The 17980-nt window shown below is 61.1% G+C and carries 17 protein-coding genes; 14 read left to right on the top strand and 3 right to left on the bottom strand.

What is annotated here, in order from left to right:
* Window positions 1–594 precede the first annotated feature (594 nt).
* The 7 genes from AWB74_RS23290 (at window position 595) to AWB74_RS23320 (ending at window position 6743) form a co-directional block, all read left to right on the top strand.
* Window positions 595–1569 (top strand): LysR family transcriptional regulator, encoded by a 975-nt coding sequence (locus tag AWB74_RS23290; protein WP_061149077.1) that lies wholly within the window; start codon window positions 595–597, stop codon window positions 1567–1569.
* Complete coding sequence (locus tag AWB74_RS23295; protein WP_061149078.1) at window positions 1566–2498, top strand: quinoprotein relay system zinc metallohydrolase 2; 933 nt, start codon at window positions 1566–1568, stop codon at window positions 2496–2498. Before AWB74_RS23290 ends, AWB74_RS23295 begins: the two co-directional genes overlap by 4 nt.
* A 19-nt stretch (window positions 2499–2517) precedes the next feature.
* Window positions 2518–3384 (top strand): quinoprotein dehydrogenase-associated SoxYZ-like carrier, encoded by an 867-nt coding sequence (locus tag AWB74_RS23300; protein ID WP_061149079.1) that lies wholly within the window; start codon window positions 2518–2520, stop codon window positions 3382–3384.
* Entirely contained in the window at window positions 3381–4313 is a 933-nt protein-coding gene (locus AWB74_RS23305; RefSeq protein ID WP_061149080.1) for an MBL fold metallo-hydrolase, read from the top strand. Before AWB74_RS23300 ends, AWB74_RS23305 begins: the two co-directional genes overlap by 4 nt.
* 53 nt (window positions 4314–4366) lie before the next feature.
* The gene (locus AWB74_RS23310; RefSeq protein ID WP_061149081.1) at window positions 4367–4675 is read left to right on the top strand and encodes an EthD family reductase; all 309 of its coding nucleotides are present in this window, start codon (window positions 4367–4369) and stop codon (window positions 4673–4675) included.
* 158 nt (window positions 4676–4833) lie between these two features.
* Complete coding sequence (locus AWB74_RS23315; protein WP_143749301.1) at window positions 4834–5433, top strand: TetR/AcrR family transcriptional regulator; 600 nt, start codon at window positions 4834–4836, stop codon at window positions 5431–5433.
* Window positions 5434–5519: 86 nt separating this feature from the next.
* Entirely contained in the window at window positions 5520–6743 is a 1224-nt protein-coding gene (locus AWB74_RS23320) for a YbfB/YjiJ family MFS transporter (protein WP_061149149.1), read from the top strand.
* On the opposite strand, the gene AWB74_RS23325 is transcribed toward AWB74_RS23320, so the two are convergent.
* From AWB74_RS23325 to AWB74_RS23335, 3 genes are all read right to left on the bottom strand, one after another.
* Window positions 6740–7483 carry a Pr6Pr family membrane protein gene (locus AWB74_RS23325; protein ID WP_061149082.1) on the bottom strand — a complete coding sequence of 248 codons (744 nt, stop codon included), beginning with the start codon at window positions 7481–7483 and terminating at the stop codon, window positions 6740–6742. The genes AWB74_RS23320 and AWB74_RS23325 overlap by 4 nt on opposite strands.
* An 82-nt stretch (window positions 7484–7565) precedes the next feature.
* On the bottom strand, window positions 7566–8768 hold the full coding sequence (fdhA, locus tag AWB74_RS23330) for a formaldehyde dehydrogenase, glutathione-independent (RefSeq protein WP_061149083.1): 1203 nt from the start codon (window positions 8766–8768) through the stop codon (window positions 7566–7568).
* Between the two features lie 51 nt (window positions 8769–8819).
* Window positions 8820–10037 (bottom strand): M24 family metallopeptidase, encoded by a 1218-nt coding sequence (locus tag AWB74_RS23335; RefSeq protein WP_061149084.1) that lies wholly within the window; start codon window positions 10035–10037, stop codon window positions 8820–8822.
* 282 nt (window positions 10038–10319) lie between these two features.
* Between AWB74_RS23335 and AWB74_RS23340 the strand changes: the two genes are divergently transcribed.
* The 7 genes from AWB74_RS23340 (at window position 10320) to AWB74_RS23370 (ending at window position 17912) form a co-directional block, all read left to right on the top strand.
* On the top strand, window positions 10320–11045 hold the full coding sequence (locus AWB74_RS23340; RefSeq protein WP_061149085.1) for a GntR family transcriptional regulator: 726 nt from the start codon (window positions 10320–10322) through the stop codon (window positions 11043–11045).
* 24 nt (window positions 11046–11069) lie between these two features.
* Window positions 11070–12569 (top strand): aldehyde dehydrogenase, encoded by a 1500-nt coding sequence (locus AWB74_RS23345; protein WP_061149086.1) that lies wholly within the window; start codon window positions 11070–11072, stop codon window positions 12567–12569.
* A gap of 4 nt (window positions 12570–12573) precedes the next feature.
* A complete protein-coding gene (locus AWB74_RS23350) occupies window positions 12574–13464 on the top strand; it encodes a dihydrodipicolinate synthase family protein (RefSeq protein WP_061149087.1) in 891 nt (296 codons plus the stop codon).
* An 18-nt stretch (window positions 13465–13482) separates the two neighbouring features.
* On the top strand, window positions 13483–14808 hold the full coding sequence (locus AWB74_RS23355; RefSeq protein WP_061149088.1) for an NAD(P)/FAD-dependent oxidoreductase: 1326 nt from the start codon (window positions 13483–13485) through the stop codon (window positions 14806–14808).
* A gap of 67 nt (window positions 14809–14875) precedes the next feature.
* Window positions 14876–15763 (top strand): ABC transporter permease, encoded by an 888-nt coding sequence (locus AWB74_RS23360; RefSeq protein ID WP_061149150.1) that lies wholly within the window; start codon window positions 14876–14878, stop codon window positions 15761–15763.
* Window positions 15756–16871 carry a quaternary amine ABC transporter ATP-binding protein gene (locus tag AWB74_RS23365; protein ID WP_061149089.1) on the top strand — a complete coding sequence of 372 codons (1116 nt, stop codon included), beginning with the start codon at window positions 15756–15758 and terminating at the stop codon, window positions 16869–16871. Before AWB74_RS23360 ends, AWB74_RS23365 begins: the two co-directional genes overlap by 8 nt.
* Window positions 16872–16910: 39 nt before the next feature.
* Window positions 16911–17912, top strand: coding sequence for a glycine betaine ABC transporter substrate-binding protein (locus AWB74_RS23370; protein ID WP_061149090.1), 1002 nt, complete (start codon window positions 16911–16913; stop codon window positions 17910–17912).
* The last annotated feature ends 68 nt before the right edge of the window (window positions 17913–17980 follow it).

Below are 17980 nucleotides of genomic sequence, written 5' to 3' on the forward strand. Positions count from 1 at the left end.
GGCAATATACAAGTAACCAAAGAAAGCAGCTTCTCCCAGCCTAAGCACTTCATACCGGCCGCGGCACAGGCGATTGGGTGAATGGAACCCGGAGTAGCGAGTGATCCCGTTTTTGAGCCGGGCGTGGACCGCGCACGGTCTGACAAGCCAGAACGTCTAGGGCGCTGGTTCAGCACGAAAGAGTTCCGGCACAGCGCTACGCGCTGCCGCGGGGTCTGCATGTGAAACCAACGGTGAGCGTAGCAAATACGCGGGCACCCGCAAACCCGATTGACCGGTCGGCCGCGAAGCGGGCTGGAGCTGAATGGTGCTGAACCAGTGTGCTATGCGGTGCGAGGTGACAGACCGTGCGCGATCCAAGCCCGGTAAGGCCTTCGAGGGCACTCGCTACTCTGGGGGCCATTAGGTCGATCGCCTGTGCCGCGGCCGGCGTGAAGTGCTTAGGCTGGGGAAAGCTGCTTTCTTTGGTGACTTTCTTTGCAGCAGCAAAGAAAGTTACCCCCGCCCCGGGGAGGGGCGGTGCCAACAGACCGACATGAAATCAGGATTCCATAGAAGCCCAGGCGAACCAACCAAACCCCACAGCAAACACCCGTGAATTTCATCCGTTCCCTGACCCTGCGCCAGCTACAAATCTTCGTGATAGCGAGCCGCTGTCCGAGCTTTGCCCGCGCGGCCGAGGAACTTCACCTGACGCAACCAGCGGTATCGATGCAAATTCGCCAGTTGGAAGACGCAATAGGCCTTCCACTTTTCGAACGTGTAGCGCGACGTCTCGCGCTGACAGAAGCCGGCGAACGCCTATCGCACCACGCAAGCCGCATACTCGGCGAAATCAAAGACGCCGAAGACGCGATGATGTCCCTCACACAAGCCGACAGCGGCTCGATAGCCGTAAGCATCGTCAGCTCGGCGACGTACTTCGCGCCAAAACTCCTCGCGCTCTACTCGCAACAGTTCCCGAAAGTCGATGTGCATTTCTCCGTCGGCAATCGCGAGACGCTCCTGCGATTACTTCAAGACAACGCAACCGATCTCGCCATCATGGGCCGGCCGCCGCCCGAACTCGGCACGACGGCCGAGCCGCTTGCCTATCATCCGCATGTGATCGTCGCGCCGCTGTCGCATCCATTGCGTCACGCGCGAGGCTTCGATCTGCAGGAACTCGCCAGCGATACATTCCTCCTGCGCGAGCCAGGTTCCGGCACGCGCGCCGTCGCGGAACATGTCTTTCGGCAAAACCTCTTCGTGCCCGCGCGCAGTGTCACGCTCGGCAGCAACGAAACGATCAAGCAAGCGGTCATGGCAGGCATGGGCGTCAGCCTCATTTCGCTGCACACGCTTTCGCTCGAATTGCGCACCGGCGAAATCGCCGTGCTCGACGTGAACGGCACGCCCGTCGAGCGAACCTGGCAACTCGTGCATTCGCGCTCGAAACAACTCTCGCCAACGTGTCTCGCATTTCGACGTTTCCTTCTCGAAAACGCCGAGCCATTCCTCGAACGCGAGTACGCGCCGTTCGGACTGCGCAGACCCAGGCGGCTCGCCGAAGCAGGCAGCGGCCGATGACCGCCGCCCCGGCGTGGCGTCTTGCGGCGTTCGTCATACTGTTTGCATGCGCGGCCATCGCGTGTGGCGAGACCGCGCTTTCGATGACGCAAGTCGCGCCGGGCAATTACGCGCATCGCGGTCACGATGACGTCGCGACGCGCGAGAACGGCGGCGATATCGCGAATGTGGGCTTCATCGTCGGCACGCGTTGCGTCGCGGTGATCGATACGGGCGGCACGCTCGCCGAAGGCCGCGCGTTGCGCGCCGCAATACGCGCGGTCACAGCGTTGCCGGTTTGCTATGTCATCAACACGCACATGCATCCGGATCATATCTTCGGCAATGCAGCATTCAAGGACGATCATCCTCGATTCGTCGGCAGCAAGGCGCTTGCGCAGGCGGAAGCGGCGCGCGCGGATAACTACATGCGCGCGCTGAAGCGCGAATTGGGCGATGTGGCCGCAGGCAGCGAGATCGTTCCGCCGACCATGACGATCGACGGCAGCGGCAGCATCCATCTGGGCGGACGCACGCTCACGCTGCGCACATGGAAAACCGCGCATACCAACAACGATTTGACGGTATACGATGAGAAGAGCGGCACGTTATGGACGGGCGATCTTTTATTCGCAGGCTGCATTCCTGTCGTCGATGGCAGCGTGGTCGGCTGGCTCGACGACATCGCACGCATTCGGCAGATGAATCCGCGTCATGTCGTGCCGGGGCACGGTCCGCTCGATCCGCCCTGGCCGCAATCGCTCGATGCCGAGGAACGTTATCTCGCCAATCTGGCGCGCGATGTGCGTGCGGCCATCAAGAAGGGCGAGACCATCCGGCAGGCCGTCGATAACATCGGCCTCGACGAGAAGGACAAGTGGCTCCTGTACGACATCTATCACCGTCGCAACGTGACGGCCGCTTATGCGGAACTCGAGTGGGAGCAGTAGCGCAGCATCGGAGGGCATCATGAAGACAGCATGGTCCGGCGTTCGCGTGACGACGATCGCGTGCCTCACGGCCGCGGCGCTCGCGCCTCATGTCGCGCAGGCGGCGCATCCCGAGGACGATCCCGACAAGGTGGCGCGCTGGCTCGACTTCAAGGAAGGCACGTTCAAGGGCCGCGCCATCGACACGCAAGGCGATGCGGTCATCAAGTTCGATGCGCCCGCGCGCGCAGCGGATGCCGCCGTCGTGCCGATCGCCATCAATGCGCAATTTCCGCAGACGCCCGCGCATTACATCAAAAAGATCTATCTCTTCATCGATGAAAATCCCGAGCCTTATGCGGGCTCGTTCGAGTTCACGCCGGAGTCGGGACTCGCGACGATCGAAACGCGCGTGCGCGTCGAAGACTACACGTTCATGCGCGTAATCGCGGAAACCAATGACGGCAAGCTCTATAGCGCGACTCGCTTCGTGAAGGCGTCGGGTGGCTGTTCCGCGCCCGCCGACAAGGACGAGGATGCAGCCGAACGCGCGGCGGGTCAGGTCAAGCTTCAGGCCGAAGGGAAGGCGGTCGCGGGCAAGCCCGAACTCGCGCAATTGATGGTGCGTCATCCGAATCGCACCGGCATGGCGATGAATCAGGTCACGCGTAACTACGCGACGGCGTACTTCATTCGCAAGGTATCGGTTACGTATGACGGCAAGCCGGTGATGACCGCGAACGTCAATTTCTCGATCAGCGAGAACCCGAATTTCCGCTTCTATTTCGTGCCGGGCGCAAACGGTGAGCTGAAGGCGCATGTCGAGGACACGAAGAACAAGCAGTGGGGCGGCGCGGTGGCGGTCAGTGCCCAGCCGGGCGGCGGGCAAACGTCGGCGATGAAATGACGCGGCGCTGTCTGCGACTGCTTTTCTGTGCGCTGATTCTCGCGATAGGCGGACTCGCGCATGCGGCGATGAGCGGCATGCCCGCGCCTGTCGCGATCGCGCCGGGCGTGTATGTGTTCATCGGCGATAACGATGCGGTCGCACCGAAGAATCACGGCATCGTCGCGAACAATGGCTTCGTCGTCGGGCCGGATGGCGTGACGGTGATCGACAGCGGATCGTCCTATCGCTACGGCCGCGCGATGATCGAAGCGATCCGCAAGATCACGCCCTTGCCGGTAAAGCGCGTCATCATCACGCATCAGGCGCCCGAGTTCGTGTTCGGCGCCGCCGCGTTTCGCGACGACGGCGTGCCGATCCTCGCCCACGCGCGCGCCGCGCAACTGATCCGCGAGCGCTGTTCGATCTGCCTCGCGAATTTGCGCAAGACGCTCGGCGAAGATGAAATGGCCGGCTCGCGCGTGACCGTGCCCGATGAAACAGTGGACGGCACCACGGAGATCGAGAGCGGCGGACGCAAGCTGCAATTGCTGTACTTCGGACCGGCAAGCACGCCAGGCGATCTCGCCGTGCTCGATACGCAAACCGGCGTGCTCTTTGCGGGCGGACTCGTATCGAACGGACGCATTCCCGAACTGCGCAACGAGCAGATTCCCGGCTGGCTCGCTGCGCTGGAACATCTTCGCGCGCTCGACCTGAAAACGGTGGTGCCCGGTTTCGGCGCACCGCTGCACGGCGACGGCATCATGCAGACGGGCGTCTATCTGCGCGAGCTGGATGCGTCGGTGAAGCGCGCTTATGAGAAAGGCATCGGCCTCACGGAAGCGATGCACACCGTTCAGGTGCCCGCATTCAGAAATTACAAGCTTTATGCGATCGCGCAGCCGCAGAACGTGCAGCGCATCTATCTGCAACTGGAAAAGCAGTGACGTGTTGACGAACGATCCTTCTAAACGCCGTACAACCACCAGGAGACACCACGATGGCCCAGATCGTAGCGCTATACAAAAATCCGCCCGACACGAAGGCATTCGACGATTACTACGCGTCGACGCATGTACCGCTCGCGAAGACGCTGCCGGGCCTGCGGCGCTATGAGATCAGCACGGGGCCTGTGGCTGCGGCGTCGGGCGATTCGCCGTATCACCTCGTCGCGCTGCTGGAATTCGATTCGCTCGAAGCGATCCAGACGGCGCTCGGTTCGCCCGAAGGACAGAAGACCGCCGCCGATCTCGCCAACTTCGCGCAAGCGGGCGTCGAACTGCTGATGTTCGATACGAAAGACGCCTGACCGCTTTCCACGCCTTCGGGGATGCCCGCGCCTCCCCGAAAGCACAAAACCCGCATCGTCGAAGGGAGATGCCGTGCGGTTTTGTATCCATCGATATAGAATACGTTTTGTATCAGCCGATATAGAACGTCGGCGCACACTATCGATGGAGTTCGATCATGGCGCGACCGCGCAATTTCGACGAATACAGCGTGCTGGACGCCGTTGCCGACGCATTCTGGATGCACGGCTACGACGGCACGTCCACACGCGATCTCGTGCAATGCACGGGCCTCACACAGCCGAGCCTCTATAACGCTTTCGGCGACAAGCGTGCGCTCTTTCTGCGCGCACTCGATCACTATCTCGAGAACACATTGCGCGAGCGCATACAGCGGCTCGAATCGTCGATGATGCCGTCTCGCGCAATCACCGCGTTCTTTCGCGAGATCGTCGAGCGCTCGGTGTCCGACGAGCATCGGCGCGGCTGCATGCTGGTGAACGCGGCGCTTGGCGCATCGCCGGAAGACGAAGAATTCCGGGGGCTCATCGCCGAGGAAGTGTCGCTGATGCGCGCGTTCTTCGAGCGCTGCATGAAAGCCGGCCTGAAAAGCGGCGACATCGAGCGCGTGATGCCCGCCGAGGCCGCTGCGACCAGTCTTCTCGCCGTGCTTCTGGGCGTGCGCGTGCTCGCGCGCGTCGATCCGAAGCCCGCGTTGCTGACCGGCGCGGTTGCACCCACGCTTGCCATGCTGAAACTTCCGCCGCTCTCGGGCTGAGCGCCGGCAAACGCTAAGTCCTTCACACCCTTCACGTCACGTCGTCCGGCCGCGTGCTGCTGCGCACGGCCGCGGGAGCTTTCATCATGTCGGATCAAACGATATCGGCCACACGCGCCGATCAGCACGCTTCACTCGATGCCCGCACGATCTTCGCCATGCTCGCGGGCTTTTGCGCGAGCCTCGTTGCGATAGGTCTCGCGCGCTTTGCTTATACGCCGCTCATTCCGCCGCTCATCGAAGCGCACTGGTTCACGTCGTCGCAAGCGGTGACGCTCGGCGCGGCGAATTTCGCAGGCTATTTCGCGGGTGCGCTCTTCGGGCGCTCCATCGCCAACGCGCTCACGAACCGCCACGCACTGCGCCTTCTCATGGCGATGGCGACGGCTGCATTCTTCGCCTGTGCGTTTCCCTTGTCGATAGCATGGTTCTTCGCGTGGCGCTTTCTGTCGGGGCTTTCGGGCGGCGCGATCATGGTGCTCGTCGCGACGACGATCCTGCCGCATATCCCACCCGCGCGGCGGGGCTTCGCGAGCGGCATGATCTTTCTCGGGTTGGGCTTCGGCATTGCGGCATCGGGCACGCTGATTCCGAAGCTCATGCATTACGGCTTGCACACTACGTGGATGGGTCTCGGCGTGTTCTCGCTCGTGCTCACGGCGATGTCGTGGTTCGGCTGGCCCGCGTCGCATCCTCCCGCTGCGGCCCCGCAACACGCGTCGGCGCACGCGGGCGCGCATCACGGCATGCGGCTACGCCTTCTCTATGCGCAATACGCGGCGAATGCGCTCGGCCTCGTGCCCGTGATGATCCTGCTCGTCGATTGCATCGCGCGCGGCTATGGGCGTGGCGCGGCCGTGGGCGCGAGCTACTGGGTGCTGTATGGGGTCGCGGCGATCTTCGGGCCGCTCATCTGCGGCAACGCTGGCGATCGCATCGGCTTCGGCATGGCGTACCGCTTCGCACTGCTGTTGCAGGCATGCGCGGCGGCGCTGCTGGCGCTATCGGCGAATCCGTATGCGATCGCCGTCGCGACGGTCGCGCTCGGCGTCTCGACGACGGGCATCGTCCCGCTTGCGCTCGGGCGCGTGCATGAGCTGCTCCCGCACGATCACACCGGGCAGCGCGCCGCATGGAGTCGGGCGACGTCGGCGTTCGCGCTATGTCAGGCGCTTGCGGGATACGGCTATTCGTTTCTGTTCTCGCACACGCATAACAATTACGCGTTGATCTTCGCGTGCGGCGCGTGCGCGCTCGCGGCCGCCTTTATCGCGGATCTCGTCGTGAATCGCGAGCGCGTAAAGGCCTAGTCGATGCGTCCGGACGAAGAATCGCGCGATTCGACCTCCGGATCGGCGACGCTCAAATCCTCGCGTCGATGATTGATCACGAGAAACACGCTCATCAACACGACAAATGCAATGACGAGCATTGCGGCATTGACGAGCACGCGCTCATAACCCAGTTCCGTAACGTTGATGAACGGATAGGGATAGAAGTCGGACAGCCTGCCGCGCCATAGCGTGATGGAAAGATAAGTGAGCGGATAGACGAGCCAGAATGCGCATCGCCGCCATGACAGATGAAAGCGCGGCACGAAAAGGAACCAGTACAACGCGGCAAGCGCGGGCACGACCGTATGCAGCGATTCATTGACCAGCGCTCGATAACCCGACGGCGTCCACAGATAGCGCAGCAATGCGTTATAGGCGATCCCGACGAACACGATATAGACGACTACCGCGGTTATGACGGTCGGCTTGCGAAAGAAGCGCGCGAGCGGGAATTGCGCGCGCGTCGCGACGCAGGTGAAACAGAACGCCGTGAGCAGCACCGTCACGTTCGTCAGATAGCTGCTCATGCGCGCGAGGCCATCGAACACGGTGTAGCCGCGATTGACGAGGCGCGCGACGGTGATATCCGTTTGCGCGGCGAACGCGAGCCACGCGATCATCGCGATGGCGGCAGCGACGGCGAGTGACGCGGTGCTCGGTGTATGAAGCGGCAATTCAGACTCTTGCCGCGCGTGTGGGAGAGGTGCATTCGACATCTCGCCATTTTAGCGATCATCGCTAAAGCGAAAGCGCCCGCATCGAATGCGGGCGCTTTCATTGCCGAACCAGGCGCGTATGTCAGGCAGCCGCCAGCAAGCTGCCATGCGGATCGATGACGAATTTCTTCGGCACGCCCGAATCGAATTCGGCGTAGCCGCCGGGCGCGTGATCGAGTTTGATGACCGTCACGTTGACCACTTCAGCAATATTCAGCCGGTCCCAGAGAATGGCTTGCATCAGATTCCGGTTGTACTTCATCACGGGCGTTTGTCCGGTGAAGAACGAATGCGACTTCGCCCAGCCAAGGCCGAAACGCACCGAGAGACTGCCGTGTTTCGCGGCCGCATCGGTGGCGCCGGGATCATCGGTCACATAGAGGCCCGGAATGCCGATCTTGCCTGCGGCCCGCGTGACTTCCATCAGCGAGTTGAGCACGGTGGCCGGCGCTTCGGCCTGCGAGCCCGAGTGACCATGACCGCGCGCTTCGAAGCCGACGCAATCGATCGCGCAATCGACTTCGGGCTCGCCGAGCAGTTCGGCGATCTGTTCGGCAAGCGATGCATCCTTGGAAAGATCGACGGTCTCGAAGCCGACGTTGCGGGCGTGCTCAAGACGCGTCGGATTCACGTCGCCGACGATGGTGACGGCCGCGCCGAGCAGTCTTGCTGACGCGGCCGCCGCGAGACCCACAGGGCCCGCGCCCGCGATATAAACGGTCGAGCCCGGTCCGACGCCAGCCGTCACCGCGCCGTGATAACCAGTCGGCAGAATGTCGGAGAGGCACGTGAGATCGCGAATCTTCGCCATCGCACGATCGCGGTCGGGAAATTTCAGCAGATTGAAGTCGGCATACGGCACCATGACGTATTCGGCCTGACCTCCGATCCAGCCGCCCATGTCGACATAGCCATACGCGCCACCAGCGCGCGCCGGATTCACGTTCAGACAGACGCCGGTGTTCTGCGCCTTGCACATCGGACAACGGCCGCACGCCACGTTGAACGGCACGGACACGAGATCACCCTTTTGCAGCGTCGTCACGTCGGTGCCGACTTCGATCACTTCGCCGGTGATTTCATGCCCGAGCACGAGTCCCGAGGGCGCGGTCGTTCTGCCTCGGACCATATGCTGATCCGAGCCGCAGATATTCGTGGCGACCACTTTCAGTATCACGCCATGATTGGCCTTGCGGCCGGCAGGGTCCACCAGTTCCGGAAACGCGATGCTGCGCACTTCGACCTTTCCGGGACCTACATAAACGACTCCACGATTGCCTGACATTCTGTCTCCCGATGTAATGCGATATTGGACAAGCAGGTGTTGCGATAACGCTTACAGCCAGTCGTTTTCGAAACTGCAATCGGTCAGCGCGATGCAGCCGCTTTCGGTGAGCACGACCTGCTGTTCGAGCTTGACGCCCTGCGCGCCGCCTTCAGCGCCGATATAACTTTCGACGCACACCGTCATGCCCACTTCGAAGCGTCCGTCATAACCCGAGCTTTCCCAATCGACCTGATGCGCGATGGAAGGATATTCATCGACCATGCCGATGCCATGCGCAAGACAGCAGTACCGGTTCTTCACGAACTGGTCCGGAATCTTCCACGCCTTCTCCGAATACTCCTTGAAGGTCATGCCCGGGCGCAGAAGATCCATGTTGTAGTGGACCTGTGCGTACGCATATTCATAAAGCTTGCGTTGCTCGTCCGATGGACGGCCGTCGCCGACGAGCCATGTTCTCGAGATATCGGAGCAATAGCCGTTCGGTCCGACCATGTCGGTGTCGAACGCGAGCAGATCGCCGTTTTGCAGCACACGCGATGAACACTCGTGCATCCACGGATTCGTCCGGTCGCCCGAAGCAAGCAGTCGCGTTTCGATCCACTCGCCGCCATTGCGGATATTTTCGAAATGCAGATGCGCCCAGATGTCGTTCTCGGTGAGTCCCGGACGAAGCTCGCGTCGCATGCGTTCGATACCTTTCTCCGCGGTGCGCAGCGATTCGCCGATAAGAACGAGTTCGCCCGAAGACTTGATGAGGCGCGCGGTTTCCATCAGCGCCTGGCCATTGAGAAGGGTGATGCCTTGCTTTTCCAGATACGCCGCGCCGAACGGATCGAGCCGGTCGACGGCGAGCACGCCGCCATCGGGCGCATGCTTGCGAAATACATCGACTATTTCGGCGCCCCAGGTTTGCGCGCGGCGCTCCGCTTCGTGGCCCGCATTGAAGAACGTCCAACTGAGCGCGCCGCGCAGTTCGACATCGAGGTTCAGGCCGTCCCATACATGCTCGCTGCTGTGGAATTCCCACGCGACGATGCGGCCATCGGCGAAGACCATCACATAGCGCGCGGGATTGCGGCCCGCCCATACCTGCATGTTGGATGTGTCGGTGGCATAGCGAATGTTCACCGGGTCGTACAACAAAACCGCGGGGCATTCGTTCTTGCGCAATTGCTCTTGCACACGAGCGAGCCGATACGCCCGAACATCGTGCAGAAGTTTGTCTCTCTCACTCGGTTGGACCGCATGAAGCTCGTTGTCCGCCATTCCTGTTTGCTCCAGGCACGTTTGTGGATGTGTCGAGCTATTCGCTCGCTCTTCTTGTATTGCTTTTCAGGTTCAGACTGCCTCTGTTGAGCGCTGAGTATTGATGCCGCCGAAATCAGCGTCAATGGGCTTTATTTTCCCGGCCGCATTACATTAAGTTATGCGCGTTCGCCGCTTTTAGCCGCAGGATAGCCGCGCGTATCGGGAAATTCCCTGATTAGACACATTGAAGTCTTGACGAATACAAATTGAAGACACAGGATTCGGTCAACAGGAGAAGACATGAAGCCGAACGTCGTTGAACTCGATCGGGACGATGCACAAGCCCCGTCGCAAGACCGCAAGGCGACACTGGCGCAAGCGTTGCGGCACCGGATTCTGAGCATGGAACTCGCGCCGGGCGCGAGCCTCGATGAAGTGGCGCTGGCCGAGGAGTTCGGTCTGTCGCGCCCGCCAGTGCGTGAACTGATGCGGCAGATGGCGGCCGAGGGATATATCGAACTCGAAGCGAATCGCGCGGCGCGCGTCGCGTCGATGAACTACGACTCACTGCGCAATTACTTTCTTGCCGCGCCGCTGATCTACGTCGCGACGACCAAGCTGGCGGCCGTGCATGCGACGCAGGCGGAAATCGATGGACTCAAACGTATACAGGAACGCTTTCGCGCGGCCGTCGAAGGCCATGCCGTGGATGAGCGTGTGCTCGAAAACGACCACTTTCACTTCGCAATCGGGAAGATGGCGCACAACCCTTATCTGCTGCCGAGCCTTTGCCGTTTGCTGATCGATCACGCAAGGCTGGGAAAGACCTTTTATCAGCCACGCGACGAGCGCATGGACGCGGAACTCGCGGAAGCCATGCAGCAACACGAAGACATCATCGATGCAATTCAGCGTCGCGATGCCGATGCAGCCGGCGATATCGTGCGCGAGCATGTCTATCTGGCGCGACGCAACATGGCTTCGTATGTGGCGCCCGAAGGCGTCGCGGTGCCGATCGACTTTTAACTTCCGTATCGATGAGAGATTGATATGACTGATTTGTTGTCCACGAGCCAGTATCAGGACATCGCTCGCGAATTGAAGCTGCCGCGCTTTGCCGTCATCGATGGCAAGGCTTGCGGCGCGGTGTCGGGCGAGACGTTCGCAACGCTCAATCCCGCAACGGGCGCACGTCTGGCCGACGTGCCCGCGTGCTCGAAGCAAGATGTCGACGCGGCCGTTGCGAGCGCGCGCGCCGCGTTCAACGACGGGCGCTGGTCGAAGCTGCATCCCGCCGCGCGCAAGCAGGCCATTCTCCGGCTGGCCGATCTGATCGAACAGCACTCGCTCGAACTCGCAGTGATGGAAAGCCTCGATGCGGGCAAGACCATCTTCGATTGTCAGACAGTGGACGTTCCTGAAACCATCAACGTGCTGCGCTGGCATGCCGAAGCCATCGACAAGATTTACGATCAGGTCTCGCCCGCGTCCGAGAACCATATTTCGATGATCGTGCGCGAGCCGGTCGGCGTCGTGGGCCTCGTGTTGCCGTGGAACTTCCCGTTGCTGATGCTCGCATGGAAGATCGGCCCATCACTCGCCGCCGGCTGTTCGCTCGTCGTGAAGCCCGCTGAAGAAACGTCGCTGACGACGATGCGCGTCGCGGAGCTCGCGATCGAAGCAGGCATTCCGCCCGGCGTCTTCAATGTCGTGACGGGCACGGGCCCCGCGGTCGGTGAACCCATCGGCCGACATCCGGATATCGACATGGTGTCGTTCACCGGCTCGACCGACACCGGACGCCGCTTTCTCTCGTATTCGGCGGAGAGCAATCTCAAGGAAATCGTGCTCGAAATGGGCGGCAAGAACCCGTGCATCGTGATGTCCGACGCAACGGACCTCGACGCGGTGGCCGGTCATATCGTCAATGGCGCGCTGTGGAACATGGGCGAGAACTGCTCGGCGATATCGCGGCTCATCGTTCATCGCGACATCAAGGCGCGGCTGCTCGACAGAATCATGAAGCTCGCCGACGAATGGAAAGTGGGTGATCCGCTCGATCCGTCGAACCGGATCGGACCGCTGGTTTCGCGACAGCACTACGAGAAAGTCGCGTCGTATCTGTCCGGCGACATCAACGTGCTGCATGGCGGCCAGACCAGCGAGGGACGGTACGTTCATCCGACCATCATCGATGTCGAAAGCAACGATGCGAAGCATGCGCGCGAGGAAATCTTCGGGCCGGTGCTCGCGGTCATCACGGTCGACAGCCTCCAACAGGCCATCGATATCGCCAACGACACCGACTACGGCCTCGCCGCTTCCGTGTTTGCTGGCAACGGCAAACGCGCATTGCGCGCGGCGCGAGCCATCCGCGCGGGCACCGTCACGGTGAACTCGTTCGGCGAAGGCGACATTACGACGCCATTCGGCGGATTCAGGCAATCCGGTTTCGGCGGGCGCGATAACTCGCTCCATGCACACGATCAATACACGCAACTGAAGACCATCTGGCTCGACCTCAACGATAGCGACACGGACGAAGAGTAAAGACATGAAAGAATTCCTTTTTCCCGGCATCAATCTGGCAATTAGCACTCCTTTTGATGAGAACGGCAAACCGGATCACGCACGACTGGAAGCGCTGATCGAGCGTTATCTTGCCGCGGGCATTCGCGGCTTCGTGCTGAGCTCGGGCACGGGCATGCACGTCTACCTTTCGCAGGAAGAGTCGAAGGCGCTCGTCGCGTTCGGCGCGAAAGTGATCGGCGGCCGCGCCAAAATCATCGCGCAGACGTCCGCTTTGCTCGTCGACGATGTCGTCGAGCGCACGCGCCATGCCGCCGACTGCGGCGCCGACGGCGTGATGGTGCTGCCACCGTTCTTCGAAGGCCCGACAGACGACGATGGCGTCTTCGAGTTCTATGCGTCCGTCGCGCGCGGTGGGCTGCCGATCATCGGATACAACGTGCCGCAAGCCGTCGGCGTGGAGATCACGCCTTCGCTACTGCGCCGTCTCTGCGCAATACCCGAATTCCTCGCGGTAAAGGACAGTAGCGGCGATCTCGCGAAGCAGGCGGCCTTGATTCGCACCGGTCTGCCGATGATGAACGGCGCAGACGCGCTCGTGCCCTACGCGATGTACGCGGGCGTGAAAGGGCTGATCTGGGGCGGCGCCAACTTTGCACCGAAGACATGCCTTCAGTTCGTCGCCGCCGCTCAGGAACATCGATGGGATGACGCGCGCGAGATCTGGCGATTGCTCGAACCGGCCATGTCGCTGATCTGGGAAGGCGACTACGTTCAGTCGGTTTATGCGGCGGCGGAAATGACGGGTTATGGCGCAGGCAATCCGCGCCGTCCCTTGTCTCGTCTCTCATCGAAGAAGGTCGATGTCCTGCGCAGCGCGTTGGGCGAACTTGTCGAGCGCGAAAGCGCGGTCTAAGGAATCGGGCGAAACATCATGTTCGTAGCGAACAAACTGCCTCAGCATCTCGGCGAGTCCGGCTGGGTGACGATGCTGCCTCGCCGCACGCCGCGTCCATCGCTCGATGGCGCGGTGAAAGCCGATATCGTCGTGATCGGCGGCGGCTTCGCCGGCCTTTCGGCGGCGCGGCGTCTTTCGCAACTAGATCCGAAGCTCAAGGTCGTCATTTTGGAAGCGGGCGAAATTGCGGAGGGCGCGACCGGGCGCAACTCGGGCTTCATCATCGATCTGCCTCACGAAGTTTCATCAGAGGACTATGGCGGCTCCGATAGCGACGCACGGCGGCACGATATCAAGGTGCATCGCATCGCCATCGCGCTCGCACAGCAACTCGCGAAAGAGAAGGGCTGGGGCAAGGATATCTTCGATCCGTGCGGCAAGTACAACGTCGCATTGGGTCCGCAGGGCGACAAGCATGTCGTGTCCTATGCGAAGCAACTGGAGAAGGTTGGCGAACCATATCGGCTGCTCGATGGGAGAGAGATCGCGGGCGTCACCGGCACGAGCTCGTTCACGTCGGCTATCTATACGCCGGGCACGGTCATCATTCAGCCCGCCGCCTATATTCGCGGGCTGGCCGATTCATTCAGCGGCGCGGTGAAGCTCTACGAAAACACGCCCGCACTTTCTTTTGAACGACAAGGCGTGGCATGGCGAATCAAAACGCCGAAGGGAGAGATCAACGCAGCGAAGATCATCCTCGCGAATAACGGGCAGGCTCAGAGCTTCGGTCTTTTCCGTGGTCAGCTTCTGCATGTCTATACGTATGCGTCGATGACCGAAGCATTCGATCCTTCCCTCCTCGGCGGTGATCGTTCCTGGGCGGCCACGCCCGCTTTTCCGATGGGAACGACGGTGCGAAGAGTGCGGGGCGACGACGGCGATCGCATCCTGATTCGCTCGCGCTACACCTATAACCCGCGCATGCAGGTGAGCAAAACGGCGATCGCACGCGCCGGGCGCGTTCACGACCGCAAGTTCGAAGCGCGCTTCCCGATGCTGAAAGCGTTACCCATGCAGTACCGATGGGCGGGCGCGATGGCGCTCACATGGAACGGCGTACCGGCGTTCGGCGAGATCGAGCCCGGCATCTTCGCGGCTATCGCGTGCAATGGCGTCGGTGCGACGAAAGCGACGGCTTCGGGCATCGCGGCCGCCGAGGCCGCGCTCGGAATGGATTCATGGCTGGTTCAGGTGTTCCGGGGCTTTGCCGCGCCGAAACGGCTTCCGCCTCAACCCTTCCTGACGATAGGCGCGACGGCGAATCTCAGCATGAAGGAATGGTCTGCGGGACTGGAATGATCAATGGATCTTTACGTTCGCAATTCGACAGCGAGTTTCGGCGCGCAAAGGAATGACGGAGGAACACATGGACTGGTTAAGCAAATTCCCTCACATGCAGGACGAGTCGCTTCTGCACATGAAGCGTTCGATCGATGACGGCTTTCGCGCTTTCACCTCGGCATATGGCGATGCCGTCGACAGCTTCTTTCAACCGCTTCAGCAATTCCTGATGGCGGCCGAGCGTTTCATGACGCAAACACCGTGGCCCGTCATCATGCTGCTCGTCGTCGCCGTGGCGTGGGCGGCGAGCCGCAACTGGAAAGTCGTCGCGGGCTGCTTCGTGACGCTCGCCCTGATCGGCTATCTCGACATGTGGCAGGACACGATGCGAACGGTGTCGATGATTTTCGTCTGCACCGTGCTTTCGATTCTCATCGGACTGCCCATCGGCATCGTCATGGCGAAGTCGGATCGCGTGCGCCGGATCGTGGACCCCGTGCTCGATGTCATGCAGACCATGCCGAGCTTCGTCTATCTGATTCCGGTGGTGATGCTGCTCGGCATCGGCCGCGTGCCGGGCCTGATCGCCGTGGTCATCTATGCGATTCCGCCGATGATTCGCCTGACCAACCTCGGCATCCGGCTCGTCGATCGCGACATCCTCGAAGCGGCGGATGCGTTCGGTTCGTCGCAGTGGCAACGGCTCATCAAGGTGCAACTGCCGCTCGCGCTGCCCACCATCATGGCCGGCGTCAATCAGACCATCATGATGGCGCTCGCGATGGTCGTGGTCGCCGCGATGATCGGCGTGCAAGGACTCGGACAACCCGTGCTGAAGGCTATCGCAAACCAGTACTTCACGCTCGGTATCTTCAACGGTCTCGCTATCGTGGGCATCGCGGTCATTTTCGACCGGGTCAGTCAGGCCTATGGCAAGCGGCTCCAAAAGCATCAGGAGGTGGTTCATGGCTGACATCAACGCAGGCGGCATCAAGATCCAGAATCTCTACAAGATTTTCGGACCCAAGGCCGCGTCACACGTTGCAGCTGTCAAAAGCGGCATGTCAAAGACCGACTTGTTGCAACAGACCGGTCATGTTCTTGGCCTGAGAGATATCAACCTCGATATTCCCGCAGGTTCCATTCAGGTCATCATGGGTCTTTCGGGGTCCGGAAAATCGACGCTCATCCGGCACATCAATCGACTCATCGATCCGACTGCGGGTGAAGTGCTGATCGGCGGCGTCGATGTGTGCAAGATGAAGTTCCGCGACCTGCGCGAGTTTCGCCGCCGGCAAACGGCGATGGTGTTCCAAAAGTTCGCGCTGCTGCCGCATCGCAATGTGCTGGACAACGTCATTTACGGTCTCGAAGTGTGCAGTGTGGCGCGCAAGGATTGCGTCGATACCGCGATGAGATGGATCGAGCGCGTCGGTCTCAAGGGTTTCGAAACGCGCTATCCCAATCAGTTGTCCGGCGGCATGCAGCAACGCGTCGGCCTCGCCCGCGCGCTGGCAATGGACGCGCCCGTTCTTCTGATGGACGAAGCGTATTCGGCACTGGACCCGCTCATCCGCATGGATATGCAGACCGTGCTGCTGGATCTTCAGAAGGAGATTCGCAAGACCATCGTATTCATCACGCACGACCTCGACGAAGCGCTTCGACTCGGCGATCAGATTGCGATCCTGCGCGACGGCTGCATGGTTCAGCAAGGTACGAAGCAGGACATCGTTCTGCGGCCGGCCGACGAATACGTAACCAACTTCGTCAGGCAGGTGAATCGCGGACGCGTCGTCTCCGTGGACGGCGTGATGACGCCCATGCGCTCAGGTCTTGCCGCGGTCGGGAAGCACGTCGCGGCCGATACGACCATCGAGCATGCGATCTCGGCGCTGACCCGAGAGCCGGAGATCGAACAACTGATCGTGGTGGGCGAGAGCAATCAGCCGTTGGGCACGGTGAATCTGCGCCAGCTCGCAAGCGCGCTGATTACTCCGGACGAAGCGGACGACGCGGTTTGCACAGGCGTCATCGAACGCAAGCATGCCGAAGTCCCGGCGGAAGTCTCTCGCGGATGAACGACATCATCGAATACTGCAAACCTTAGAGGAACTGCAATGAACCTGAAATTTCTAGGCGTGCTCGTCACTGTGGGCATGTTGTGTGGAAGTCCGCAAGCCAATGCCGCGCGTTGCGGGAACGTGACGATCGCGAGCATGAACTGGCAGAGCGCGGAGCTGGAAGCCGCCGTTGATAAGTACATTCTCAGCGAAGGTTATGGCTGTCAGGTGAACTCGGTCATCGGCGACACGGTTCCGACGATTACCTCGATGGTGGAAAAGAGCCAGCCCGATATCGTGTCCGAAGGCGCCATCGATCTGCTTCCCGCGATTGCCAAGCAGGGCATCGATTCGAAGAAGATCGTGGTGGCCGCCAACGTCATCAAGGAAGGCGCGGTCTATGGCTGGTTCATTCCGAAATACCTGGCGGACGCACATCCCGAGATCAAGACGATCTCCGATGCGCTGAAGCATCCGGAGCTCTTCCCCGATCCCGAGAACCCGAAGAAAGGCGCCATTTATAACGGCCCTCAGGGTTGGGGGATAACGGTCAATACCGCGCAGTTATACAAGGCATTCAAGGCCGAACAGGCGGGCTTCCGTCTCGTGGATACGGGTTCGGCAGCAGGCCTCGACGGATCGTTGACGAAGGCGTATGAGAGAAAGCAAGGCTGGCTCGGCGTCTACTGGTCTCCCACTTCGCTCCTCGGCAAGTACAAGATGGTGAAGCTCGAAGAGGGCGTACCCATCGATCAGGCTGAATGGAAACGCTGCACGACCGTGGCGAGCTGTCCCGACCCGAAACCGACGGGATGGCCTGGAAGCCGGCTGCTTACGCTGGTCGCGAAACCATTCGCCGACAAAGCGAGTCCGGACGTCATGAAGTATCTGAACACGCGCACCTTCACGACCGCCGATGTTCAACAGGCGATGTCCTGGATGACCGATAACCAGGCGACGGGCGACGACGCCGCGAAGCACTTCCTGAAACAGAAGCCGGATATCTGGACGAAGTGGGTGACGCCCGATGCGGCGGACAAGATCAAGGCATCGCTGTAAATGTCGTTCACTCGCCGCGTGCTTTTGCGCGGCGCGTTTCCGCAGCAATGAATCGATCTCCCCACTGA

Origin of the sequence: Caballeronia arvi, assembly GCF_001544695.2 — a bacterium.
Classification (GTDB): domain Bacteria; phylum Pseudomonadota; class Gammaproteobacteria; order Burkholderiales; family Burkholderiaceae; genus Caballeronia; species Caballeronia arvi.